General features: G+C 62.3%; 27 protein-coding genes. 10 read left to right on the top strand and 17 right to left on the bottom strand.

The genetic code is table 11. The features are described from left to right. Positions 1-303: PRC-barrel domain-containing protein (locus EN949_RS07645; protein ID WP_164782481.1), on the bottom strand; the 303-nt coding region annotated here is incomplete at its 3' end. A 251-nt stretch (positions 304-554) separates the two neighbouring features. Here EN949_RS07645 and EN949_RS07650 point away from each other — a divergent pair. Then, positions 555-1,475: a diacylglycerol kinase family protein gene (locus EN949_RS07650; protein ID WP_127367242.1), complete on the top strand. Its 921-nt coding sequence runs from the start codon at positions 555-557 to the stop codon at positions 1,473-1,475. Between the two features lie 29 nt (positions 1,476-1,504). Here the strand turns inward: EN949_RS07650 and EN949_RS07655 are convergent, their stop codons facing one another. Next, positions 1,505-1,708 carry a hypothetical protein gene (locus tag EN949_RS07655; RefSeq protein ID WP_013529290.1) on the bottom strand — a complete coding sequence of 68 codons (204 nt, stop codon included), beginning with the start codon at positions 1,706-1,708 and terminating at the stop codon, positions 1,505-1,507. Between the two features lie 206 nt (positions 1,709-1,914). Here EN949_RS07655 and EN949_RS07660 point away from each other — a divergent pair, with 206 nt between their 5' ends. After that, on the top strand, positions 1,915-3,390 hold the full coding sequence (locus EN949_RS07660; RefSeq protein ID WP_164770038.1) for an HWE histidine kinase domain-containing protein: 1,476 nt from the start codon (positions 1,915-1,917) through the stop codon (positions 3,388-3,390). 13 nt (positions 3,391-3,403) lie between these two features. Here the strand turns inward: EN949_RS07660 and EN949_RS07665 are convergent, their stop codons facing one another. The 3 genes from EN949_RS07665 to EN949_RS07675 form a co-directional block, all read right to left on the bottom strand. Then, positions 3,404-3,862: a hypothetical protein gene (locus tag EN949_RS07665; RefSeq protein WP_013529288.1), complete on the bottom strand. Its 459-nt coding sequence runs from the start codon at positions 3,860-3,862 to the stop codon at positions 3,404-3,406. A gap of 11 nt (positions 3,863-3,873) precedes the next feature. Next, entirely contained in the window at positions 3,874-4,200 is a 327-nt protein-coding gene (locus EN949_RS07670) for a DUF883 family protein (protein ID WP_013529287.1), read from the bottom strand. Positions 4,201-4,328: 128 nt separating this feature from the next. Beyond that, positions 4,329-5,090 (bottom strand): Crp/Fnr family transcriptional regulator, encoded by a 762-nt coding sequence (locus tag EN949_RS07675; protein ID WP_063173193.1) that lies wholly within the window; start codon positions 5,088-5,090, stop codon positions 4,329-4,331. Between the two features lie 168 nt (positions 5,091-5,258). Between EN949_RS07675 and EN949_RS07680 the strand changes: the two genes are divergently transcribed. Next, a complete protein-coding gene (locus EN949_RS07680) occupies positions 5,259-5,630 on the top strand; it encodes a response regulator (protein ID WP_027163154.1) in 372 nt (123 codons plus the stop codon). A 13-nt stretch (positions 5,631-5,643) separates the two neighbouring features. On the opposite strand, the gene EN949_RS07685 is transcribed toward EN949_RS07680, so the two are convergent. Continuing rightward, a complete protein-coding gene (locus EN949_RS07685; protein ID WP_013529285.1) occupies positions 5,644-6,195 on the bottom strand; it encodes an RNA polymerase sigma factor in 552 nt (183 codons plus the stop codon). Positions 6,196-6,198: 3 nt separating this feature from the next. Further along, positions 6,199-6,402 carry a NepR family anti-sigma factor gene (locus EN949_RS07690; protein ID WP_032809255.1) on the bottom strand — a complete coding sequence of 68 codons (204 nt, stop codon included), beginning with the start codon at positions 6,400-6,402 and terminating at the stop codon, positions 6,199-6,201. A 213-nt stretch (positions 6,403-6,615) separates the two neighbouring features. Between EN949_RS07690 and EN949_RS07695 the strand changes: the two genes are divergently transcribed. The 6 genes from EN949_RS07695 to EN949_RS07720 all read left to right on the top strand — a co-directional run bounded on the left by EN949_RS07695 (position 6,616) and on the right by EN949_RS07720 (position 10,096). Continuing rightward, the gene (locus tag EN949_RS07695) at positions 6,616-7,410 is read left to right on the top strand and encodes a response regulator (protein WP_013529283.1); all 795 of its coding nucleotides are present in this window, start codon (positions 6,616-6,618) and stop codon (positions 7,408-7,410) included. 227 nt (positions 7,411-7,637) lie between these two features. After that, complete coding sequence (locus EN949_RS07700) at positions 7,638-7,805, top strand: DUF1328 domain-containing protein (protein ID WP_013529282.1); 168 nt, start codon at positions 7,638-7,640, stop codon at positions 7,803-7,805. 179 nt (positions 7,806-7,984) lie between these two features. After that, complete coding sequence (locus EN949_RS07705) at positions 7,985-9,016, top strand: sensor histidine kinase (protein ID WP_063169141.1); 1,032 nt, start codon at positions 7,985-7,987, stop codon at positions 9,014-9,016. Positions 9,017-9,139: 123 nt separating this feature from the next. After that, positions 9,140-9,319, top strand: a complete 180-nt coding sequence (locus EN949_RS07710) for a hypothetical protein (protein ID WP_063169142.1) — start codon at positions 9,140-9,142, stop codon at positions 9,317-9,319. A gap of 121 nt (positions 9,320-9,440) precedes the next feature. Next, complete coding sequence (locus EN949_RS07715) at positions 9,441-9,767, top strand: hypothetical protein (RefSeq protein ID WP_013529279.1); 327 nt, start codon at positions 9,441-9,443, stop codon at positions 9,765-9,767. A gap of 83 nt (positions 9,768-9,850) precedes the next feature. Further along, positions 9,851-10,096 (top strand): YMGG-like glycine zipper-containing protein, encoded by a 246-nt coding sequence (locus EN949_RS07720; RefSeq protein WP_013529278.1) that lies wholly within the window; start codon positions 9,851-9,853, stop codon positions 10,094-10,096. Positions 10,097-10,190: 94 nt separating this feature from the next. Here EN949_RS07720 and EN949_RS07725 read toward each other — a convergent pair whose 3' ends face one another. From EN949_RS07725 to xylF, 4 genes are all read right to left on the bottom strand, one after another. Then, positions 10,191-11,819 (bottom strand): CHASE domain-containing protein, encoded by a 1,629-nt coding sequence (locus EN949_RS07725; protein ID WP_013529277.1) that lies wholly within the window; start codon positions 11,817-11,819, stop codon positions 10,191-10,193. Positions 11,820-11,946: 127 nt separating this feature from the next. Beyond that, entirely contained in the window at positions 11,947-12,747 is an 801-nt protein-coding gene (locus tag EN949_RS07730; protein ID WP_013529276.1) for an ATP-binding cassette domain-containing protein, read from the bottom strand. Between the two features lie 11 nt (positions 12,748-12,758). Beyond that, complete coding sequence (locus tag EN949_RS07735; protein WP_013529275.1) at positions 12,759-14,111, bottom strand: sugar ABC transporter permease; 1,353 nt, start codon at positions 14,109-14,111, stop codon at positions 12,759-12,761. A 142-nt stretch (positions 14,112-14,253) separates the two neighbouring features. After that, positions 14,254-15,294, bottom strand: coding sequence for a D-xylose ABC transporter substrate-binding protein (xylF, locus tag EN949_RS07740; RefSeq protein ID WP_013529274.1), 1,041 nt, complete (start codon positions 15,292-15,294; stop codon positions 14,254-14,256). Between the two features lie 268 nt (positions 15,295-15,562). On the opposite strand from xylF, the gene EN949_RS07745 reads away from it, so the two are divergent. Next, positions 15,563-16,810, top strand: coding sequence for an ROK family protein (locus tag EN949_RS07745; protein WP_013529273.1), 1,248 nt, complete (start codon positions 15,563-15,565; stop codon positions 16,808-16,810). Between the two features lie 16 nt (positions 16,811-16,826). Here EN949_RS07745 and phoB read toward each other — a convergent pair whose 3' ends face one another. The 6 genes from phoB to EN949_RS07775 all read right to left on the bottom strand — a co-directional run bounded on the left by phoB (position 16,827) and on the right by EN949_RS07775 (position 23,007). Beyond that, a complete protein-coding gene (gene phoB / locus EN949_RS07750; RefSeq protein ID WP_010911896.1) occupies positions 16,827-17,516 on the bottom strand; it encodes a phosphate regulon transcriptional regulator PhoB in 690 nt (229 codons plus the stop codon). Positions 17,517-17,532: 16 nt separating this feature from the next. Beyond that, positions 17,533-18,240, bottom strand: a complete 708-nt coding sequence (gene phoU / locus EN949_RS07755) for a phosphate signaling complex protein PhoU (protein ID WP_013529272.1) — start codon at positions 18,238-18,240, stop codon at positions 17,533-17,535. A gap of 26 nt (positions 18,241-18,266) precedes the next feature. Beyond that, positions 18,267-19,085 (bottom strand): phosphate ABC transporter ATP-binding protein PstB, encoded by an 819-nt coding sequence (gene pstB / locus EN949_RS07760; RefSeq protein ID WP_013529271.1) that lies wholly within the window; start codon positions 19,083-19,085, stop codon positions 18,267-18,269. A gap of 17 nt (positions 19,086-19,102) precedes the next feature. Beyond that, the gene (gene pstA / locus EN949_RS07765) at positions 19,103-20,419 is read right to left on the bottom strand and encodes a phosphate ABC transporter permease PstA (RefSeq protein WP_013529270.1); all 1,317 of its coding nucleotides are present in this window, start codon (positions 20,417-20,419) and stop codon (positions 19,103-19,105) included. Then, positions 20,416-21,882 carry a phosphate ABC transporter permease subunit PstC gene (pstC, locus tag EN949_RS07770; protein WP_063173198.1) on the bottom strand — a complete coding sequence of 489 codons (1,467 nt, stop codon included), beginning with the start codon at positions 21,880-21,882 and terminating at the stop codon, positions 20,416-20,418. Before pstC ends, pstA begins: the two co-directional genes overlap by 4 nt. A gap of 96 nt (positions 21,883-21,978) precedes the next feature. Beyond that, on the bottom strand, positions 21,979-23,007 hold the full coding sequence (locus EN949_RS07775; RefSeq protein WP_127366503.1) for a substrate-binding domain-containing protein: 1,029 nt from the start codon (positions 23,005-23,007) through the stop codon (positions 21,979-21,981). Between the last annotated feature and the right edge of the window lie 317 nt (positions 23,008-23,324).

Raw genomic sequence — 23,324 nt, forward strand, 5'->3', positions numbered from 1 at the left:
AACGTGTTTGGCCCGCACCCCCAGAAAACCGCCGACGTCGATGACAACGGATTTCGCCTGCCCATCCTTGTCGAACACGACGTCGCTGACCTTGCCGATGTTTTCGGCATCGTCGCCGGTGCCGTTGTAGACGGACTCACCGATGATGTTGGTGACGATGCTGCCCTCTGCGCGTGCCACAGGAGCGGCGGCGGGCTCCTGGACGGCGGGCGTGGCAGGCGCCGTATTTGTTGCGTTCTGCGCATAGGCGCCGGTCGCGACAAAGGTTGCGAGCGCCGTCGTGGCTAAAAGATTGCGGATCATGGTAGTCTCTCCTCGTGCCTGATCTCATGCGCCGCGTCTTCCTTGGGGAACGCGGCATCTACAGGTTCACAACGTCGTGACCGGGTCAGTTGTTCCGACAAAGCGCTGCGGTCCGGGGACGAAACCACGGAAATTATTGAGCCGCTGGGGTAGTCACCCCGTGGCAAGAGGAACCTTTCTGTCGACGCCGCGTTTCAGCCGTTGGCTGGGTATATCCCGGCCGCCTTTTGGCTGACCTGGTGGAGCGGGGCATGAGATTTGCAGCGGTGCTGAACCGGGACGGCGGCACTTTGCGCACCACCGACCTCGCCGCTTTCTCCGACAGGATGCATCAGACGTTGGAAACGGCAGGCCACTCGCTCAGCATCGAAATTGTCGCCGGCAAGGATGTGGTGGAGACGCTGGACAACGCCGCTTCGCGTCGCTCGGTCGACATCGTGCTGGCAGGTGGCGGCGACGGGACCATTTCCGCCGCGGCCGCCCGACTGATGGGCACGAAGAAGGCGCTTGCCATATTGCCAGCCGGCACCATGAACCTGTTCGCACGCGGGTTGGGCATTCCGCAGTCGCTCGACGGGGCGCTGAAATCCTTCGCCGACGGCGAAATCATTGCTGTCGATGTGGCGACGGCCAATGGCCAACCTTTCGTGCACCAGTTCTCGATCGGCATGCACGCGAAGATGGTGCAACTGCGCCAGAAGATGGAGTTCGGTTCGCGGTTGGGAAAGATCCGCGCCTCGGCCAAGGCGGCTTGGGCAACGATCAACAATCCACCTGCGATGAATGTGACGCTCAGCATCGGCGATGCCGAAATGGCGGCACGCATCACCGGCATCGGCATCACCAACAACTTATTCGGTGAAGGCCATCTGCCTTATGCCGACAATCCTGCGGGCGGCGTGCTCGGTGTCTATGTCACGGTGGCGAAGCAGCGCGCCGAACTGGTCAAGTTCTTCTTCAACATGGCGCGCGGCAAATGGCGCGACAACGAACATGTCGAAATCCACCAGACAAACAGAACGGTGCTGAAAATCCATTCGGGCAGCCACAAATTTCGCGCCGTCATGGACGGCGAACTGGTCAGGCTTGACCGTGAAACGGTAATCGAGATCCAGCCTGGCGCACTGAATGTATTGGTTCCGGCGAGCGCGGCCCAGTCGAGAGCCGCCTGATGAGGTGCGACGCAACGGACAGGCCGGCTTTACCCGGCAGGAGCCTGCTCGGTGGTGTTGGGCGGTGTGGGCACATGCTGTTCATCGCTGTTAGGCGCCTTGATCAACACACCATAGATCTCGGCAATGCCCCATGCAGCAAACACCAGAAGCAGTGCGGCGATCAGGATCCGAAATCCATGCCAGCCCCATCGCCCCTGCCGCGCCTTGTTTTCTGGAATGATCTTGGCCATGCTCGATCCCTGTCTCATTCGGCACCAACTGGCGCGCCCGGCAAATCATGGTCGGGTAACGGTTCCTCGCTAGGATGGTTCCGGAAAAGCGTGCTGGCCTTGCACCAGCGCAAGCATGCGGCGACGAAGACCGGGACGAGGCAATTGGGGTGATTGGCAAGACGCAAACAGCACCCGATCTGCCGGCCGAAGTTGCGCTAGCAGTCATGGATGTCGACCGGCTGGCCGTGCTGCACGGATTGGAGATGCTGGATACGGCGGCCGACCCCGATTTCGACCGCGTCAGCAGCCTTGCCGCAGCGGTGATGCAGGTGCCGATGGCCCTGGTCACACTCGTCGACCTTGAACGGCATTGGTTCAAATCCTGCTTCGGCCTGGACGAGACCGAAACCGCGACCAACGTCTCCTTCTGCGCCCATGCGATTGCCGCCGGCGACGAGCCGATGGTGGTCGTGGATGCAACGGCGGACCCCCGTTTCAAGACCAACCCGCTGGTCACCGGAAAGCACCATGTCCGCTTCTATGCCGGCGCGCCGATGATCGTGGCAGGTGCCCGCATCGGCACGCTGTGCGTGCTCGACCGCGAGCCGCATGGTTTTCCATCCCGAGCCGAGCTCGACCAGTTGAAGGCGCTCGCCGGCCTCGCCGCCAGCCTGTTCACCCTAAAGGACGCAACCCGCAGCGGCGCGATCGCCGAGGCCGCACTTGCGCGCGAGGAAAAACGACGCGCCATCGCACTCGATGCGGCCTCGCTCGCCAGCTGGGCATGGGATATCCGCACCGATGTCATCGAATGCGACACATTGATGTCGGAGCTGTTCAACCTGCCGCGCTCCAACCGGCTGCGCGCACGCGACATCCTCACCGCCATCGATCCGCGCGACGTCTACCAGACCGAAACCCGCTTTCGCGACGCCTTGACCGGCAGCGACGACTATTTCGGCGAATACCGGGTGAAGGGCTTTCACCCGCCGCGCTGGCTCGCCACGCGCGGCCGTGTGATCGAGCGTGACGGCGACGGCAAGCCGACATTGATCTTCGGCGTCAATTACGACATCTCCGAGCGCAAGCTCGGCGACGAACGGCAACGGCTGCTGCTGCGTGAACTCAACCATCGCGTCAAGAACACTCTGGCGACCGTCCAGGCGCTGGCAACCCAGACCGTGCGCCATGCCCGCCAGCCGAGCGAGTTCCTCGAGGCCTTCGGCGCCAGGCTTCAGGCCTTGGGCATCGCCCACAATCTGTTGTCGGACCGCGAGTGGCGTGGCATCGGCATCAGTGAACTCGTCCAGATCGAGGTCAGACCTTTCGAAACGGCCGAGCAGCCGCGCATGACGATCTCCGGCGACGACCTGCTGCTGTCGCCCGACCAGGCCGTCGGGCTTGGCCTGATCCTGCATGAACTCGCCAGCAACGCGCTGAAATATGGCTCGCTGTCGGTGCCGTCAGGCAGGGTCGACCTCGGCTGGAGGACGCAAGGCAGGAAGGATGCCCGGCGTCTTGTGCTGACCTGGCGCGAAAGCGGCGGGCCGCAAGTCGCTCCGCCGGATCGGCAAGGCTTCGGCTCTATCCTCATTCGCCGCAGCCTGGCCAAGGTCATTTCCAGCGAAGTGACCCATGAATTCCGGCCGGAAGGCGTGTTTGCCGAAATATCGATGCCCCTGGAAGAGCTGTCGAAGTGATCTCCCAACAGCTCTACGTCCGCTCGCTCTCATCCGGATCGTCGGATTTCACATTCTCGCGGTAGATGGCGTAGGCCGCGAGCGCCACGGCCGGCCCCAGAATGGCGCCGAGACCGCCTTTTCCCTTGAGCAGGCTCGGCAGCACGGCGAGTGCGGCGGTGACGCCGATCGCCTTCATGTCGGCATTGCGGCGCTGCGCCCGGCGCCGGGCGCGCGAACCTGCGGATATCCGGTAGATCAGCAGGATAAGTCCGGCGAGCACCAGGAAACCGGCGCCAAACCCCAGTGCGGCGGCAAGCGACCCGTAGCGCATCGCCGTCCAGATATAGGCGGCCCCGACCAGAAAGCCGAGACCGCAAAGCGCAGCGGCCATGGCGATCACATAGACGATTGCCGCCGTGCGCGCCCGATGAACGGCGGCCACGGTTTCCCCCGAGGCGAGGCCCGAGATCAGGGTTGCCAGCATTCCCATCTGTAGCGCGACTAGCGACGCGCGATGAGCGCGAAAAGGAAGCCGACGCCAGCGGCGATTGCCAGTGACGTCACCGGCTTTTCACGCACGCTTGCCATCATCTGCGCTTCGATGTCCTTGGCATTGCTGCGCAAGCTGTCAAAGGCTGCTTCGCCCTGCGCGCGCAACTGCTCGACCCCTTCTGTCGCTGCACGGCGCGCGGTGCCATAGCCATGCTCGCCGGTCTTGGCCAGTTGTTTGGTGAGCTTGTCGATGTCGGCCTTCAACTGCCTGATGTCGGCTTCCAGGTCCGCATTTGCACGGGCGTCGGTTGCGGTCTTTCCTGCGGCAGTGGCCATGGCTTAACTCCTTGTGATTGCTCGGTTTCAAACGCGCTGCGCGCCTCATGGTTCCGACACTGCGGACACAGTAGCCGAAAACGCATCGGCGCGCACCCGATCCGCCGGCTTCGCAAAAAGACGCTTCCTCAGATTAGTGGCCGGCGCGCCTCGCCCAGTCCTTCCCAGCCGGCGAGCCGCTTGAGCCCTTCATTGTCGGAGACCGCGCAGCCGCCGTCGCGCCAGACGATCAGCTTGCGATCCATCAGCTTGCGGATCGTCTTGTTGGTGTGAACCAGCGACAGGCCGAGCGTATCGGCAATGTGCTGCTGCGTGATCGGTATCTGGACGGATTGGCTGCCATTCAGTCCGACGACCTTTGCCCGGCTGCCGATGAAGGCGATGAGATAGGCGGCGCGCTCGATCGCACTGCGGCGCCCGAGGCTGAGCAGATTCTCGTCCAGCATCCGCTCCTCGCGCGATGCGATCCAGGTGATGTCGTAGGCCAGCCCGGGATGATTGCGGTACAGCTCGTGCAGATATTCGCGCTCGAAAACACACAGCAGCATCGGTGAGAGTGCCTCGACGGAATGCTGCATCTCGCCCATCACACTGCCTTGCAGGCCGATCAGATCCCCGGGCATGAGATAATTGAGGATCTGGCGACGGCCGTCCCGCAGCAGCTTGTAGCGAAACGCCCAGCCGGAGAGCACGGTGTAGAGATGGGCGCTATGGCTTCCCTCCACCAGCACCGTGTCGCCCTTGTCGACCGCGAGTTCGCCCTTCTTGAATTTGCTGATGAAGGCCAGCTCCTGTTTTTCGAAGTCGCGGAAAACCGGCAACGGCCGCAATGGGCAGTTCTCGCAGGGATATTGGCGGCTGGAGAAAGCGTTATTGTTCTGGACTGACATTTCGCCCCCTTCGAAAGCCCGCTCGACCCCCTTCGAAAGCCGCTCTTGGAGAGCCGCGTTTCAACGCGTTGCAAGGATTGAGGTTCCGCCCGCTGGCCACATGTCTTTTTTAAATGACAGCAAGCCAATTAGCGATCATGACTCCGGCGTTTCAAGGAGTCTTTGCCTGTGCCCACATTGCTTGACGGATTGCGGATTCTCGTTTTGGAGGACGAATTTCTCATCGCCATGGATGTCGAGCAACTTTGCCGCGATCATGGCGCCGATGAGGTGGTGATCGCCCGTGACCTGACCGAGGTCGATGGCCGGGAAGTCGCCACGCGATTCGATGCAGCCATTGTCGACTTGATGCTGGGCGGCGCCTCGACGATCGATTTCGCTTCCGGGCTGCGCGCGGCAGGCATACCTTTCGTGTTTGCGTCCGGCTATTCGGATGCGGATGAAATCAAGGCATCGTTTCCGGGCGTCAGGCTGGTTGGCAAACCCTATTCAGGCGAAGACCTGGTGCAAGCGGTCGCGGCGGCCTGCGGACGCGCTTGAGACGCGATCGCGGTCAGCTCGCCGGCGAACTCGTTACCTGGGCCGAAATCGCGTCCGGACCATACTCGTCCTCACCTGATATTTTCAGGATCTCCTGCAAGCGGGTACGGGCTCGGCTGACGCGGCTCTTGATCGTCCCCACCGCGCAGCCGCAGATCTCCGCGGCCTCCTCGTAGGAGAAACCAGATGCGCCGATGAGGATGATGGCTTCGCGTTGGTCCTCCGGCAACTGCTCCAGCGCCCCGCGAAAGTCCTTCAGGTCGAGTTGACCGTGCTGGGCCGGATGAACGGCAAGCCTCGCCGTCATGATACCGTCGCTGTCCTGCACTTCGCGCCCGCGCTTGCGCATTTGCGAATAGAACTCGTTGCGCAGGATGGTGAAAAGCCAGGCCTTGAGATTGGTGCCGGGCTGGAAGCTCTCATGCTTGTCCCAAGCCTTGACGAGTGTTTCCTGGACGAGGTCGTCGGCTTTATCGGCATTTTGCGTCAGCGACACGGCAAACGCGCGCAGACTTGGGATTGCCCCAAGCAGATCAGTCTTGAAGCCTTGTGAGACCGCGGCCATGCCTCAGTCCTTCTTCTGTGCGGGTTCAGCCTGTTCCAGTTGGCTAAGCAACTGGGAAAAGCGATCCGGCACATCGTCGGAGACCAGCGCGTCGTAATATTGTTTGAGTTTGCGTCCGATTTCGGAGTTCGGCCCAAGAGCGTCACCAGAACCGTTCCGGCGCCTGCTCTCGGCGCCAGTCAGAATATCTTTCGTCATATCCTTCATTTTGCCCTTGTATTCCCAGCGCTCAAGCCGCTCTTACCGTACTCAACACAACGCAAGCGGCGCCCTCGTCTGGTTGCCCATCCCCACCACAAACGCCACTTCCCGGCTTTTGTTCCGTCGAGGTGGAACTTTTTCAAAAAATCCGCGTTATCAGGGCTTGCAGTCAGCTTGACCTGCTACGCAATCGCGTCATTCTGAGGGAGACGTCTTACCATGAGCTTATCCGCCACCATCGCACCACATCTGCCCTTCCTGCGCCGCTTCTCGCGGGCTGTTTCCGGGTCGCAAGAGAGTGGTGACGCGCTGGTCGCTGCGATGCTTGAAGCCATCATCGCCGATATCGAGATATTTCCCGAAGCATCGAGCGACCGCATCGCGCTGTACAAGGTTTTCGCCAAGCTTTTCACATCGGTCGCCATCCGCGTTCCACAGGAACAGGCGCAATCGGCGTGGGAACAGCGCACCGCCGCCAATCTGAATGCGATTGCACCACGGCCCCGTCAGGCCTTCCTGCTCGTGGCGGTCGAAGGCTTCAGCGAGGAGGAAGCGGCTGAGATCCTTGACGTCGGTGACCAGGAGTTTTCAGAGTTGCTTGCCCAGGCGAGCAACGAGATATCCCGTCAGGTGGCAACCGACGTTCTGATCATCGAGGATGAACCGCTGATCGCCATGGATATCGAAGAAATGGTCGAGAGCCTCGGGCACCGCGTCGTTGGAACGGCGCGCACCCATGCCGAGGCAGTGATGATGTTCGGCAAGACGCGGCCGAAGATGGTGCTGGCCGACATCCAGCTTGCCGACGGCAGTTCCGGCATCGAGGCCGTGAACGAAATCCTGTCATCGACGTCGGTGCCGGTCATCTTCATCACCGCCTTCCCCGAGCGCCTGCTGACTGGTGAACGACCGGAACCGGCCTTCCTGGTCACCAAGCCGTTCAATCCCGACATGGTCAAGGCGCTGATCAGCCAGGCACTGTTCTTTGACCGGCAGGCGAAAGCCGCCGCATAGTCGGGAATTGGGAGTGGAGGAATTGACGAACCCAAGGCGATAGCCTCGCTCCCGAATCTCTCCAGATGATCAATTCGTCACTTCGTGCCGCCTGATGCACCCGGGCGGCGACGTTGAATTCCTGCGCTTCCGCTCGAACGATTTGCAAGCACGGTCTTTTTCGGCAAAGGGTGGGAACAAACCGCAACCACCCACGTTTTCATCGCACCATTCGAAGGAGATGGATCATGCTTTACTGGGCGCTCGTATTTCTCGTCGTTGCCATCATCGCCGGCGCGCTTGGTTTCGGCGGCATCGCCGGTACCTCCGCCGGCATAGCGCAGATATTGTTTTTCATCTTCCTCGCCTTCCTGGTCATTTCGCTTCTTGCGGGCCTGTTCAAACGGGCTTCGTAAGGACGGACGGCCGAACACTGGAAGCCGCACCCCTCAAACGGTTTCCAGCCACCGCCGGGCGGTGTCCCTCAAAGGACGCCGTCCGGCGGACCGTTTTTGGCGGCGGGTTTTCCGGAAACCTGTTTGGAACCCATTCAACGATGAGCCGTTCAGCCTGAATTGGGTGGACAGATTGGCCGATGGGTTCCAGGACCGGAAACAGGAAAGACGCCGTGCAAAGCGATGAAGTCATCGCCCTCCATCCCGCCGACAGCGGCATGCAGCTCGGCCGTGCTCTTCTTCACGCGTTGCACAATGCCGGCATTTCCGTTCTCTACCAGGATCGCGAGATGAAAACCGTATGGGCGCGCAACATGCGTGCGCCCTGGGTTTCGGACACCGCCGACAGCATCGGCATCCTGCCGGAGGCGCAGGCCGACCGCATCGGCGCGGCCAAGCGCGACGTCATTGCATCCGGCAACCCCCAACGTCTCGAGATCAGCGTTCCCGTCGAGGATGGCAGCCGCTGGTTCGAGGTGTGGATCGATGCCGATCACGGCGATGGTGGCACCGTGCAAGGCGTCGTCACCACGATGGTCGAGACGACGGAGCAGAAGCGCCGCGAGCAGACCCTGACGACGCTGTTGCGAGAGGTGAGCCATCGCTCGAAAAACCTGCTGGCGATCATCCAGAGCATAGCCACCCAGACCGGCCGCTACTCCGACAGCATCGGCGATTTCCTGACACGCTTTCGCGGCCGGCTGCAATCGCTGGCCTCGTCCCAGGATCTCGTGACCTCTTCCAACTGGCGGGGTGCAGCACTTCGCGAACTCGTATCGGGCCAGGTTGGCCGCTATGGCGGCGATCCGGTTCGGAGCCTGAGGTTTCAGGGGGCAAACCCCTATCTCAATCCCAACGCTGCCTTGCATATCGGCCTTGCGATGCATGAACTCGCCGTCAATTCGGTGAGCTACGGCGCCCTGTCGCGGCCCGGCGGGTACGTCAATGTTACAGCCAACCTGACCGCCGACGACACGGGAACCTCCCTGTCCCTGACATGGGCGGAGGCAATCGGCGCCAGTGATGTCAGGCGTAGCGAGAAGCGCTTCGGCAGCGTCGCACTCGAACGGGTCGTGCCGGCGTCACTGAACGGAACGGCGACGCTCGAAATCGCGGCTGGCCGCCTTGAATACCGCCTTGTCGTTCCGCACGGCAATTTCGAGACGGATTGAGCGACCTTCCTTAACCCGCCGTTCACCATAAAAGCAGATGCTGTTTTTCCCAGATACCGCTGGAACTTGTTGCATCACCGAACATTTCCGCAGCAGGATTTACAGCATGGTGGGAGGAATGCCTTGACGGTTGCCGACATGAACAGACTGGAGCAGGCCGCCCGGATTTCCATGGGCGAGTTTGAGGACTCAGAGGCTTCCACGCCACCGCTGGCTCCTGTTCCCAACGGAGCTTTGCGCCTAGTTGCGCTGGCCTTGGTGGCGGTGATCATGGCGGTCGCCCTGCACCAACTGGTCTACTAGGCCACCTCGTTTCGGCCGGTGGCCGAATCGGCTGTAGCGCCATCTTATTTCCCCGGCCGATCAAGCCAGCCAGGAACTTTGGCGAATGTAGACCGTTACTATGGCGAGAGGACTTCTCGCCATGGAACATATCGCTGCATTGTTGCTGGTCATCGGTTGCTCGAACACGATGGCCGACTGCCGTGAACTCCAGGTGCCCGTAAGCGTTTTCGCGACGGCCGAGCAATGCGTGGCCGAACGCCCATTCGTCTTGGGCGACGTGCAAGGGCAGGCTGACCACATCGTCGCCAAATGCCTTGCGGTCGATCCGGCGCTTGAGGACGACTATGATCAGATCGTCTGGAATGTGCGCGCCGATGGTACGCTTGACGCGTCTTTGGCAATTTCCAGCCTGGTAATGGCATCGAACACGATACGCCCAGAAAAAGACTATCTTCACCAACAATAGATTGCAGCAGCAAAGGCCGTCATTTCATGCTAAATGGCGGCTGGAGCTTACTAAAGTGAGGACACAAAGTGAGGAGTGACTCTATGCGGAAGATGATTATTGCCCTGGTTGCGGTGGTCGCGGTCAGCGGCTGCACCTCGACTGAGAAGGACGTGGTTGGCGGCGGCTTGATCGGCGCCGGTGTCGGCGGCTTGGTCGGCGGCGGTAAGGGCGCGCTGATCGGCGCGGCCGTGGGTGCCGGTTCCGGCCTGCTGGTGCGCAACCTGCGCAACGGCTATTGCCAATATCGCGATCATCGCGGCCGGATCTACACGGCTCGCTGCAACTAATTCGGCGATAATCGAAACGTCGATCCGGAGGCCGGTCCGCCGGCTTCCGGGTTTTTGATGTCTGGATGCTTCCCCTTGTCGGCAACGGTCGCGCTCAATTGGCGAGTGGAATTTTGATTTCCACGTTCAGCCCATTGGCTTGGTAATCCCGTTTGATCGTACCGCGCAATTCGCGCGTCACGTTGAGGTCGATCAGCTTGGTGCCGAATCCGGTCTCGGCGGGCGCTTCAAGTTTCTTCTGCCCGTTTTCGCGCCAGTTGAGAGCCAGCATCCTGTCGCGCCCTCGGCCTTCGAGCGACCAGTCCACCTTCAGCGCCCCAACGGAATTGCCGGCCTCGCCGTATTTCAGCGCATTCGTCGCCAGTTCGTGGAAGGTCAGGCCGAGCGCTTGCGTCGTGGTTTCGTCGAGCAGCACCTGTGGTCCCGACAACAGCTCATCGGGCAGCTCCTTGCCGAACACCTGACCCAGCTCGATGCGCAGGAGATCGCCAAGATCGGCCTTCTGCCAGCGTGAGCGCGTCAGCATGTCCTGGGAGGCCGCCATCGCCTGCAGCCTAGCCGAGAAGGACGCTGAAAACTCGTTGACGTCGGTCGCCCGCGATGCCGTCTGACGCGCGATCGCCAGCACCCTGGTGATCGAATTCTTGATGCGATGCTTCATCTCCTGCAGCATCAGGTCTTTTTCGACCAGGCTCTTTTCCGTCGTTTCGTGCAATCGCGACGCTGCCTCATAGGCCCGCTCCTGATAGCGCGCCACAAGCGCGATTGCGCCCGCCAACAGCAGGCCGAACAGCCCCAGCATCACCGGAATGGCGCGCGACGACGGCTGCGAGAAGGCGCTTGTCGGCCGGAACAGGACAGTCCATGGCTGTCCGGCGACGATGATCTTTCGCGTGACCAGCAGCCTGTTCCCGAAAGTGGAAGCCGGCGGCGTCTCCGACCGGAACAACAGATTGTCGCCGTTCACGGCACCATCGCCATCATAGATTTCGGTGTTGACCGGCAAAAGCGGCGACCGGCTGAGCGCGGTCTGGAACAGATCGCGAGCCCGAAAGGCCGCATAGAGAAAACCTGATGTCGAGGATCTCGAAGCATTGATGACGTCGGGAGCGGTTTCGACATTGAGCCGCACGAAAACGAAGAAGCCGGTGAACGTCTGCGCGGCGCCCGTGTCCTGGCCCAGCTGCACCAGCCCGCTGGCGTGCTGCTGGTCGTCGGACATCGCCTTTTCGATCGCCGCACGCCGCACCGGTTCGCTGAACATGTCGTAGCCGATGCCGGCCTGATTGGATGGATCCAGCGGTTCGAACAGCACGATAGGGGTGCGCCAGGGTTGCGTGGTATCCGGGTAGATTGGATGACTGACGCCATAATCGTGCAGCATGTCGCGTTCGACCGTCGCCTCGTCGCCCGTCTTTGCCAGCCTGAGAAAGCCGATGCCGCGCAAGCCGGCGAAATTCTTGTCGACATCGAGCGCGGTGAAGAACGCCTTGAACTCACTGCGAGAAATACCGCCATTGCGGGCGTCGAACAGGGCCTGCGTCGAGCGCAGCAGCGACAGATGCAGGTCGATGCGGCTCTCGATCCGGTTGAGCGCATCGTCGGCAGTCGCCTCGAACTTGATGCGCGCGGCTTCCTGCGTGGCGAAGTAGGCAAAACCTGCCATCACCATGCTGATCAGCGCGACGGCGATAAAGGCGATGATCGGGAAAAGCTTCTTCAACGGATCGTGCGGTCCCTGAGCAATGTCGGACCTTTATGCGCAAGTCGCCCTGCCAACACAATGCCAAGGCCAAGCCATCCCTACGGCTGGCATATCACGTGTCCGGCAACCGCGATCTGGCTTGATCTCAGGCCGCGATCTTCAGCGCGCCCGGTCCGGGAATGGCGCCTGGCGGGCATTTGCCCAGAATGATCATGCCCAGCACCTCGTCCTGGGTGACATCAGTGGTGCGGGCGGTGCCGACCACCTGGCCGTTCTTCATGACGCAGACCCGGTCGGCAAGCTCGAACACATCGTGGATGTCGTGGCTGATCAGGAAGATGCCGATGCCGTCGGACTTCAGCTGCTTGACCAGTTCGCCGACCTGCGCCGTTTCCTGCGGACCAAGTGCGGCCGTCGGCTCGTCCATGATCAGGATGCGGGCGTTGAACAGGATCGCACGCGCGATCGCCACCGATTGCCGCTGGCCGCCCGACAGCTTGATCACCGGCTCCTTGAAACGCTGGAACCGGGGATTGAGCCGACCCATCACCTTGCGCGCCTCGGCCTCCATGGCAACGTCGTCGAGCGTGCCCCAGGCGGTCATCAACTCGCGGCCGAGGAACAGATTGGCGGCGGCGTCGACATTGTCGGCCAACGCCAGCGTCTGGTAGATCGTCTCGATGCCGTATTTCTTGGCGTCGCGCGGGTTGGAGATCGATGCCTCCTCGCCGTTGACGAAGATCTGGCCCGAATCGCGCTTGTAGGCGCCGGACAGGATCTTGATCAATGTCGACTTGCCGGCGCCATTATGGCCAAGCAGCGCCACGACCTCGCCGGGGAAAAGATCGATCGAGGCGTCGTCGACGGCGCGGATGCCGCCAAACGCGATCGAGATGTTCCTCATGTCGATCAGCGCGGTGGCTGCAGGAGCAGTCTTGTCAGTCATGGCATGCCCTCCTAGACGCGCTTGCGATAGACGGTGTCGAGCCACACGGCGATCACCAGTACGGCGCCGACGACGATGCTCTGCAGCGGCGAGTCGACACCAAGCAGCACCATGCCGGACTGCAGCGACTGCATCAGCAGGGCGCCGAGCATGGCGCCGATGATCGTTCCCGACCCGCCGGCTAGCGATGTGCCACCGATCACGGCGGCTGCAATGACGAGCAGCTCGTCGAGCGTTCCAAGCACGTTGGTGGCCGAATTCTGCCGGGCCGAGGAGATCGCCGCGGCAATCGTGGCCAGCACGCCCATGATCATGAACACCTTCATGGTGATCCAGCGCGTGTTGATGCCGGCGAGATTGGCCGCCTCGGGATTGCCGCCGATGGCGAAGACATAGCGGCCGAAACGGGTGCGGTTGGTGATGAAGGTCATGACCAGCCCGACGGCGACCGCCATCAGCACCGGTATGGCGATACCGTGGGCGATGAACAGGCCGCCTTCGGGAACGGTGATGTTGTTGGCGGCCGCATATCTGTTCACGATGCCGATCGGCCAGGGGTAGGAGTTGGCGAGCCAGACCGCACCCATGATGGCGCCGCAGGTGACGACACCGAGCAGCGCCTCGGCCCAGATCGGACGTAGCGGAAAACGGAAACGCTTGCGCTGCACCCGCCCGTTGAACAGCCCAAACACCACGGCGAGGCAGGCGACGATCCCGACAACCCAGCTCCAGGTTGCGCCGATCGATCCCGCCGGCCCGCCGCCCATCAGCTGAAAGGTGGCGTTAAGCGGCGCCACGGTCTGGCCTGATGTGACCCACCAGGCAGCACCGCGCCAGACCAGCAGGCCGCCCAGCGTCACGATAAAGGCGGGCACTTCGAGATAGGCGATGACGAAGCCTTGAAAGGCGCCGATCAACAGGCCGAGCGCCAGGCCGATGACCAGCGCCAGGACCCAGATCCATGGATTGCCGAGTTCGAGCCCGACAAAACGCACCAGGAAATGCACCTGGGCAAATCCCATCACCATGCCGATCAGGCCCTCGGCGGAACCGACCGACAGGTCGATGTTGCGCATGACGATGACCAGCACCATGCCGCAGGCCATGATGGCGACCGCGGATGTCTGCACCGACAGGTTCCACAGATTGCGCGGCGTGAGAAAGGTGCGGCTGTCGAAATCGAGCGGGTTGACGCCGAGGCGCAGGCTGGAAATGACATGCAGCCCAATCCAGATGACCAGCAGCGCGCCGATCATGCCGAGCATCCGGGTGTCGATCTCGGTCGCCTTCAGGAACCGGGCGACGGCGCCGAGTTCCGACGCGCGCGCCGTATCGGCCTGCGGGTTGGACGTCGTGTCGGTCATGATTTCCTCCCACCGGCTGGCCGTCTGACGCGCATGCCGGAGCCCAGCCTAGAAGCTATCCGCATGATGCGGAAACACAATTCTTTGAGAAAACGCCGCGGCTTTTGGGCCGCGGCGTTCAGATATTTCGAAGTGGTCCGGATCAGTTACAGGCCGCGACGGTGCCGGCAGCGACACCCGCGCAGACTTCGTCCTTCTTGATCCAGCCAGCATCGATGACGACGTTGAGATTGTCCTTGGTGATGGCAACCGGAGTCAGGAACAGCGACTTGACGGTGTTGCCGCCCGGCGTCGTGAAGTCCTTGGCGCCGGCGATGTCGCTCGTCTTCTTGCCGTCGGCCAGTTGCGAGGCGATCTCGGCGGCATTCTTGCCGAGCTCGCGCGCGTCCTTCCACACCGACACGGTTTGCGTGCCCAGGGCGATGCGGTTCAGCGCGGCGTGGTCGCCGTCCTGCCCCGAGACCGGCACGGTGCCGGCCAAGCCTTGAGCCGTCAGCGCCGCGACGACGCCACCGGCAGTGCCGTCATTGGCCGCGACCACCGCGTCGACCTTGTTGTCGTTGGCGGTCAGGAACTGTTCCATGTTCTTCTGGGCGTTGGCGGGCAGCCAGCCATCCGTGTAGGCTTCGCCGACATTCTTGATCTTGCCGCTGTCGATGGCTTCCTTGAGCACTTCCATCGAGCCCGAGAACAGGAAGTCGGCATTGGGATCGGCACCGGAGCCCTTGATGAAGACGTAGTTGCCTTCCGGCTTGACCTTGAACACTTCGCGGGCCTGCATACGGCCGACTTCCTTGTTGTCGAAGGTCAGATAGAAAACGTCCTTGTTCTCGATCAACCGGTCATAGCCGACGACCGGAATGCCTTCGTCCAGCGCCTTCTGCACGGCCGGGCCGATGGCCGAAGCATCCTGCGCCAGGATGATCAGGGAATTGGCGCCCTGCGAGATCAGGCTTTCGACGTCGGTAAGCTGCTTGCCGGGATTGGACTGCGCATCGGCGGAGATGTACTTGTCGCCGGCGGCCTCGATCGCCGTCTTCATGGCGGCCTCGTCGGTCTTCCAGCGTTCCTCCTGGAAGTTGGACCACGAAACGCCGACGACTTTGTCCTTCGCCTGCGCGACAGACGCGAGCGTCAGCGACATGGCGGCACCCGCCAGGATGGCGGCTGTGAATCTTTTCATATTATCCTCCCTGCGCCGCGTATGGCGCGACCAAACTGGCCCGAAGGCCGCACAGAGGCCCTATTTTTTCGAGCCTCGAAAAAATACTGGGCCAACGCCCGAACGCTGTCAACATCGATTCTGATGGATTTTGATGTCGTTTCGAATTTTTTTCGGGCCTCGGAATAAATAAATGACACGGCGCGCGGCTTCTGCCAGTATTTGACCGCGTCACCGACAGCGTTCCAGGGCAGGAAGAACCGCGGCGACCGGGAGGATATGAAAGAGCATGTCGGTCGGAATCCGCCACGACGATTTGCGCCGCCGCAACCGCGCGATGGTGATCGCGGCGGTGCGCCGCGCCGGACAGCCGTCGCGCACCGAGATCGCCGCAACCACAAGCCTCAGCCATTCGACGATCTCGGCGATCTCATCCGACCTGATCGTCGAAGGCATCCTGACCGAAAGCAAGCCGAGCGAGGCCGGCTCGCTCAAACGCGGCCGTCCGCAGGTCGGCCTCAGCCTCAATCCGGAAGCGGCCGCGGTAATGACCGTGGTGCTGTCGCTGAACTTCCTCTCGGTCGCCGTCATCGACTATGCCGGCCAGGTAATATCCGAGGAACAGCGTCGGCTCGACACGCTGACGATGTCGCGCGACTCGCTGATCGGTGAGTGCACGGCAATCGTGCGGCGCCGCCTGGAAGATCCCGACCTGGACGTGCGCAGCATCGCCCGCATCGCGCTGGCCGTCCAGGGCATCACCGACACCCGTGCCCGCTCCATGCTGTGGTCGCCGATCACGCCGCACACCGACATCGCCTTCGCCGACATATTCGAAGAGGAGTTCGGCATCCCCGCCATTATGGAGAACGACTGCAACATGATGGCGGTGGCGCTGCGCTGGCGCGACCCCGATCGTTACCGCGACGATTTCATCGCCATCCTCCTGTCGCACGGCATCGGCATGGGGCTGGTGCTGAAGGGCGAATTGTTCACCGGCACCCATTCCTCGGGCGGCGAATTCGGCCACATGATTCATCGGCCGAACGGGGCGCTGTGTCGCTGCGGACGGCGCGGCTGCGTCGAAGCCTATGCCGGCAATTATGCCATCTGGCGCAACGCGCGGCAGATGGGCGAGGATGCAGAACCCGTCGCCGATGTCAGCGATGCCGACATGCGCGCCCTGGCTGCCGCCGCCCGCGAAAGGGACGGACCCGAACGGGAAGCCTATCGCAAGGCCGGCGAAGTGCTCGGCTACGGCCTCGGCAGCCTGTTCGCGCTGATCGATCCGGCCCCCGTCGCCATGGTCGGCGTCAGCGCCGCCGCCTTCGACCTGATCGAGCCGGCATTGCGGCAAGCGATTGCCCAGACCGCCGGCGGCCAGCATTCCAAGTCGATTTCCTTCGACACCGAGCCGAACGAACTGCCGCTGATCCGCGAAGGCTGCGCCATGCGGGCGCTGATCTTCGTCGATCAGGAGATTTTTGCGCCGGGCGTGCAGGCGAGATCCGGTTTCGGCGGCAAGAACGTGGCGTGAGTTCAAACGAGGGAGTTCAGTCCTCGCGAATGGCGTAACCCGCCCCACGGATGGTGCGGATGACATCGGGCATGCGGCCGTTGTTGACCGCCTTGCGCAGCCGGCCGACATGCACATCGACCGTGCGTTCGTCGATGTAGATCGTCTCGCCCCAGACATTGTCGAGCAGTTGGCTGCGCGAGAACACGCGGCCTGGATGGCGCATCATGAATTCAAGCAGGCGGAATTCCGTCGGCCCGAGCCGGATCTCGCTCTTCTTGCGATAGACACGGTGCGACTCGCGATCGAGCACGATATCGCCGACCTTGAGCACGCTGGACAGCACTTCCGGCTTGGCCCGGCGCAGCAGCGCCTTGACCCTGGCCATGAACTCCGGCGTCGAGAAAGGCTTGACCAGATAGTCGTCGGCACCGGTCGAGAGGCCGCGCACGCGGTCGCTTTCCTCGCCTCGCGCGGTCAGCATGATGATCGGCAGCCGCTCGGTCTCGGGACGCATCCTTAGCCGGCGGCAGAGTTCGATACCGGAAACCGCAGGCACCATCCAGTCGAGCACCAGAAGGTCTGGAACGTTCTCCTGCAGCCGGATTTCGGCCTCGTCGCCGCGCGTCACCACCTCGACCTGGTAACCTTCGGATTCGAGATTGTAGCGGAGCAGCACGCCTAGCGGCTCCTCATCCTCCACCACCATGATGCGTGGCGCGATCATCGGCTGGTCACCCCTGTCATGCCGCTGGCGCGGACATTGCCGTCTCGTCCTGCTTCGGACGATTGGCTGGCAACTGCGTGCCGGTCAAAACATAATAGGCATTTTCGGCGATGTTGGTCACGTGGTCGCCGATCCGCTCGAGGTTCTTGGCGCAAAACAACAGGTGCGTGCACGCCGTGATGTTGCGCGGATCTTCCATCATGTAGGTCAGCAGTTCGCGGAACACCGATGTGTATTTGACGTCGATGCGTTCATCATTGTTTCTGAGCGTGGCAAGCGCTGCCGCGTCAGCGGCGGCATACTCGTCGACGACCCCCTGCACCTGGATCAGCACCAGCTGCGCCATCGCGTCGATCGAATGCGAAAGGTCGTGCGGCGTGACGCTCAGCCCGACAGTGCCGACGCGCTTGGCGATGTTCTTGGCAAGGTCACCGATGCGCTCGAGGTCGCCGGCCATGCGGATCGAACCGACTACCGCGCGCAGATCGTTGGCCATTGGCTGGCGCTTGGCGATCAGCGTGATGGCACGATCGTCCAGCTCGCGCTGGCGTGCATCCATGATGGCGTCGTCGGAAACCACCCGCTGCGCCAGCGCATTGTCCGAATTGAGCAAAGCCCTGGTCGAGCCACCGACCATCGAGCGGGCGAGATCGCCCATGTCGCGGATCAGCTGGCTGATCTGCTCCAGATCCTCATCGAAAGATGCGACGGTATGTTCACCCATGATCTTCGTCCCTCATATGCCAGAGATCAGCCGAACCGGCCGGTGATGTAGTCCTGGGTGCGTTTGTCGTCGGGGGTGGTGAACATCTTGTCGGTGGCGCCCTCCTCGACCAGATAGCCAAGATGGAACATCGCGGTGCGCTGCGACACGCGCGCTGCCTGCTGCATCGAATGGGTGACGATGACGATCGTATAGTTCTGACGCAGTTCATCGATCAGTTCCTCGACACGAGCGGTGGCGATCGGGTCGAGCGCCGAACACGGTTCGTCCATCAGGATCACCTCGGGTGACACGGCGATGGCGCGTGCAATGCACAGGCGCTGCTGCTGGCCACCGGAAAGACCCGTGCCAGGTTCCTGCAAACGGTCCTTCACCTCGTTCCAGATTGCCGCCTTCTTCAGGCTGGACTCGACGATCTGATCCATGTCGGCCTTGCGCTTGGCCAATCCGTGGATGCGCGGCCCATAGGCGACGTTCTCGTAGATCGACTTGGGGAACGGATTGGGTTTCTGGAACACCATGCCGACGCGCGCCCTGAGTTCGACGACATCGATGTTCTTGTCGTAGATGTCCTCTTCGTCGAGCGTGATCTTGCCGGTTACCCGTGCTGAATCGATGGTGTCGTTCATGCGGTTGAGGCAGCGCAGGAAGGTGGACTTGCCGCAGCCGGAGGGGCCGATCAGCGCCGTCACCTGGTTCAGGCGGACGTCGAGATCGACGTCGAACAGCGCCTGCTTCTCGCCGTAGAACACGCCGACCTTGTCGCCGCGCATTTTGATCACTTCGTTCGACTTCATCTTGTCGCCCACTGCGTTTTCAAGGGACTGTTCGGTCATGATGTTCATACCAAAATGCCTTTTTTCTACCAGCGCCGCTCGAACCGACGCCGAAGCACGATCGCGGTGATGTTCATGGCCATGAGGAAGACGAGCAGGATGATGATGGCGCCGGACATGCGCTCGACGAAGGCGCGTTCGGCCTCGTTCGCCCACATATAGATCTGCACCGGCAGCGCGGTGGCCGGATCGAAAGGCGTCGTCGGTGGATCGGCGACGAAGGCGACCATGCCGATCAACAGCAGCGGCGCGGTTTCGCCGAGCGCGCGCGCAAGACCGATGATGGTGCCGGTGAGGATGCCGGGCGCGGCAAGCGGCAGGATGTGCTGGAACACCATCTGCATCTTGGAGGCGCCAAGGCCGAGAGCTGCCGAGCGGATCGACGGCGGCACCGCGGCAAGCGCGGCGCGCGTCGCGATGATGATCGTCGGCAGCGTCATCAGCGTCAGCACCAGGCCACCGACGAAAGCGGCGGAGCGCGGCATGCCCAGGAAATTGATAAACACCGCGAGGCCGAGCAAGCCGAAGACGATTGACGGCACTGCGGCCAGATTGTTGATGTTGACCTCGATAAGGTCGGTGAAACGGTTCTTCTTGGCGAATTCCTCCAGATAGATGGAGGCGGCGACGCCGATCGGCAGCGCGAGCAGCAGCACGATCACCATCATATAAAACGAGCCGATGATCGCCACGCCCATGCCCGAGGTTTCCGGGCGGCTGGAGGCGCCGTAGGTGAACAGGCCGCTGTTGAAGTGCTCGGCCATCGCGCCCTCGGCCTTGAGCTTGTTCATCCAGGTGATCTGCTGGTCCGAGACCTTGCGTCGCGCTTCCTCGACACTGAGGTCGATCTGGCCCTTGAAAGCGGAGTCGAGATTGGCGGCGGCGAGGATGTTGACGTCGCGTGTCGTGCCGATCACCGAGGGATCGGCGGCAACGATGTCGCGCAACTGGACGCGGGCGCCTTCCGAAAGGAAGCCCTTGAGCTTCTGGATCATCGGCTTGTCATCAGGAGAGATGCCGAGCTTGGCCACCAGCGCGTTTTCCGCGAGCTTGGGATAATTCGCCTTGATCAGAACGCTCGGATCGGTTGCGCGCTTGCCGGAAGGATCGATCACCTTCTCGTCGAACGTGATCGGCAGTGACACCGTCGTCTGCCAGAAGGCGGTGTAGCCTTTCGAGACGATGGTGATCAGCATGATTGCCAGGAACGCCAGGCCTACGGAAATCGCCACGACGCCATAGATGCGGAAACGGCGTTCGGCGGCGTAACGGGCCTTCAGGCCGATGTCGCGGCGCGGATGGGCCGCCGGCCTGACCATCGTATCCATGGGAATGTCGGTCATTCGTACTGCTCCCGATATTTGCGCACGATGTAGAGCGCGACGATGTTCATCACCAGCGTCAGCGTGAACAGCGTCAGCCCGAGCGCGAAGGCGACCAGCGTCTGCGGCGAATTGAACTCAAGGTCGCCGGTGAGCTGGTTGACGATCTTGACGGTGATGGTCGTCATCGCCTCGAACGGGTTGATGGTGAGGTTGGCGGCGACGCCCGCCGCCAGCACGACAATCATCGTTTCGCCGATGGCGCGCGAGGCAGTCAGCAGGATGGCGCCGACGATGCCGGGCAGTGCCGCCGGCAGGATCACCCGCTTGATCGTCTCGGAGCGGGTCGCGCCGAGGCCGAGCGACCCGTCGCGCATGGCGCGCGGCACCGCGGTTATGATGTCGTCTGAGAGAGAGGAGACGACCGGGATCAGCATGACGCCCATGACCAGGCCGGCGGTGAAGATGCTCTGGCCCTGGATGAACGGCGAGCCGCCGGTCAGCGCCGCGGACAGGTCGCGCAGGAACGGCCCAAGCGTGACGACGGCGAAGATGCCGTAGACGATGGTCGGTATGCCGGCCAGCAGTTCAAGCGCCGGCTTGACCACCGAGCGCACCCTGGGCGTTGCGTATTCGGCCATGTAGACAGCCGACATCAGCCCGACCGGCACCGCAACCAGCAGCGCGACGGCGGCGATATAGAGCGTGCCGGCAAGAAGCGGGATCAGGCCGAACTGGCCCTGGCTGCCGCCCGAACCGGCAGCGGCAAAACGCGGATCCCAGACCGTGCCGAAGAAGAAACTCATCGGCGAGACGCTCTCGAAGAAGGTGATCGTCTGGAACAGCATCGAAAGCACGATGCCGACGGTGGTCAGGATGGCGATGGTGGAGGCGGCAAGCAGCCCCCACAGCATCAGCCGCTCGACATTGTTGCGCGCCCTGGCGCGCGGCTCGATCTGCCTGAGCGCATAGAAGGCGCCGGCGATCGAGGAAGCCAGAATGACAATGGCACCGAACAGGCCGAGCCGGTCCTGGACCTTGTTCGCCTCGACAGCGATCGGGATCATGTAATCCTGTGTGTCGCTCGCCAGTGCCACGCCCTTGGCGGCGAGCAGCGGCTGCAACTCGGCAAAGCTGGCAGGCATTGCGGCCAGTGTGCCAGCATCGAGTTTGCGCAGGCCCCTGGCGAGGCTCTTTACCAGGCTGACATCCAGTGCCTCGCTGGCAACCTTGCTGTCGACGGTACGCTCGGGCAAGGCAGCGTGGATGTGCCGGTCAAGATAGACCGAAGAACCGACGGCCCAGACGGCAAGCAGCAAAAGAGCAGGCAGGACGGCGAGCAGGAACGCCCACCAGCCGTGATAGTGGGCACGCGAATGCGGCTTGACCTTGCCATTGTCCTGGGCCGCGGCACGCTGCCGGCCGATGAAAAAGGCAACCAGGCCGAGGGCAACGACGATGGCCAGTACGAGCAAGGACGACATGGACCCACCCCAAGGGAAATTCTAACGCAGCCGCCATTGCGGCCTGCGGTGAAACCGGGGCGCGGATTTGACCCGCACCCCGGTTCGGCAGCTTGATTACATCGACTTTCCGGCGGCGAAAGCGTCACGCTGGGCCTGACGCTCGGCATCCGGAGCAGCAACGAGGCCGTATTCGGCGAGCGGGCTTTCCGGGCCAACCATCTGGTCGTCGAGGAAGAACTCGACATATTCCTTGAGGCCGGGAACGACGCCCAGATGCGCCTTCTTGACGTAGAAGAACAGCGGGCGCGAGACGGGATACTTGCCGCTGGCAATCGTCTCGGTCGAAGGCACGATACCTTCCACGGTGGCGACCTTCAGCTTGTCGGCATTGTTCTCATAGAAGGCGAGGCCGAACACGCCGACGCCGGTCTTGTTGGAGTCGATGCGGGCGAGCGTCTCGGTATAGTCGCCATCGATGTCGACGGCCTTGCCGTCCTTGCGGATGGCAATGCAGGTTTTGCCGATTTCCTTGTCGTCGGCAATGCCGGCGGCCTTGAGAGCAGCCTTGTCACAGCCGGCATCGAGGAGCTTGGTCTCGAACACTTCGCGCGTGCCGTGCTTTTCGCCCGGAATGTAGGCGGCGATGTCCCAGTCGGGCAGCTTCGGATTGACCTGGCTCCACTTGGTGTTCGGATTGTCGACGAGCTTGCCGTCGACGACCAGCTTGGCCGCGAGCGCCTTGTAGATGTCGGCGGGAACCAGGGCCCAGTCCGGGCCCTTGACGTCGGTGGCGAAGACGATGCCGTCATAGCCGATCCGGACTTCCTGGACTTCCTTCACGCCGGCGGCGGCGCAGGACTTGAGTTCGTCCGCCTTGATCGGACGCGACGAGTTGGCGATGTCGATCGTGTCTTCGCCGACGCCCTTGCAGAATTCCTTGATGCCGGCGCCGCTGCCGCCGGATTCGACGACCGGGGTCTTGAAGTTGGTGAACGTTTCGCCGAACTGCTCGGCAACGATCTTGGCATAAGGTAACACGGTCGATGATCCGGCGACCTGGATCTGGTCGCGCGCGGCGGCGAAGCCGGACGACGCGGCGAGCGCAAGCGCAGCGGCCGACGCCGTATAGAGGAATTTCTTCATGTGGCCTGCTCCTGTTCGGAAGATGGTCTCTCGGCGCTCGTCAGTCGGCGCCCGCTGAGGCCAATAGCCTTCGATTATAACAGTCGCATGACAGTTTGATGTCACCCCGGTAACGCGTCATCGCGAGGAGCAAAACGCCGCCTGGCCGGCACTGACCACGCAGCCCGGCTTTGTCCCCGGAATCAGAGACTTGCTCCGCTTGGGGGCCGAGATTGGCCGGCGATTTGGGGTTAGCCGGCCTTTACGAAAAAAAGCCGGACGGGAGCGCGTTGCTCTCAGCCAGACGGTGTCATGGCCGGGCCATCGCCGAAAACAGG

This window comes from Mesorhizobium sp. M7A.F.Ca.US.007.01.2.1 (genome assembly GCF_003998165.1).
GTDB lineage: Bacteria > Pseudomonadota > Alphaproteobacteria > Rhizobiales > Rhizobiaceae > Mesorhizobium > Mesorhizobium ciceri.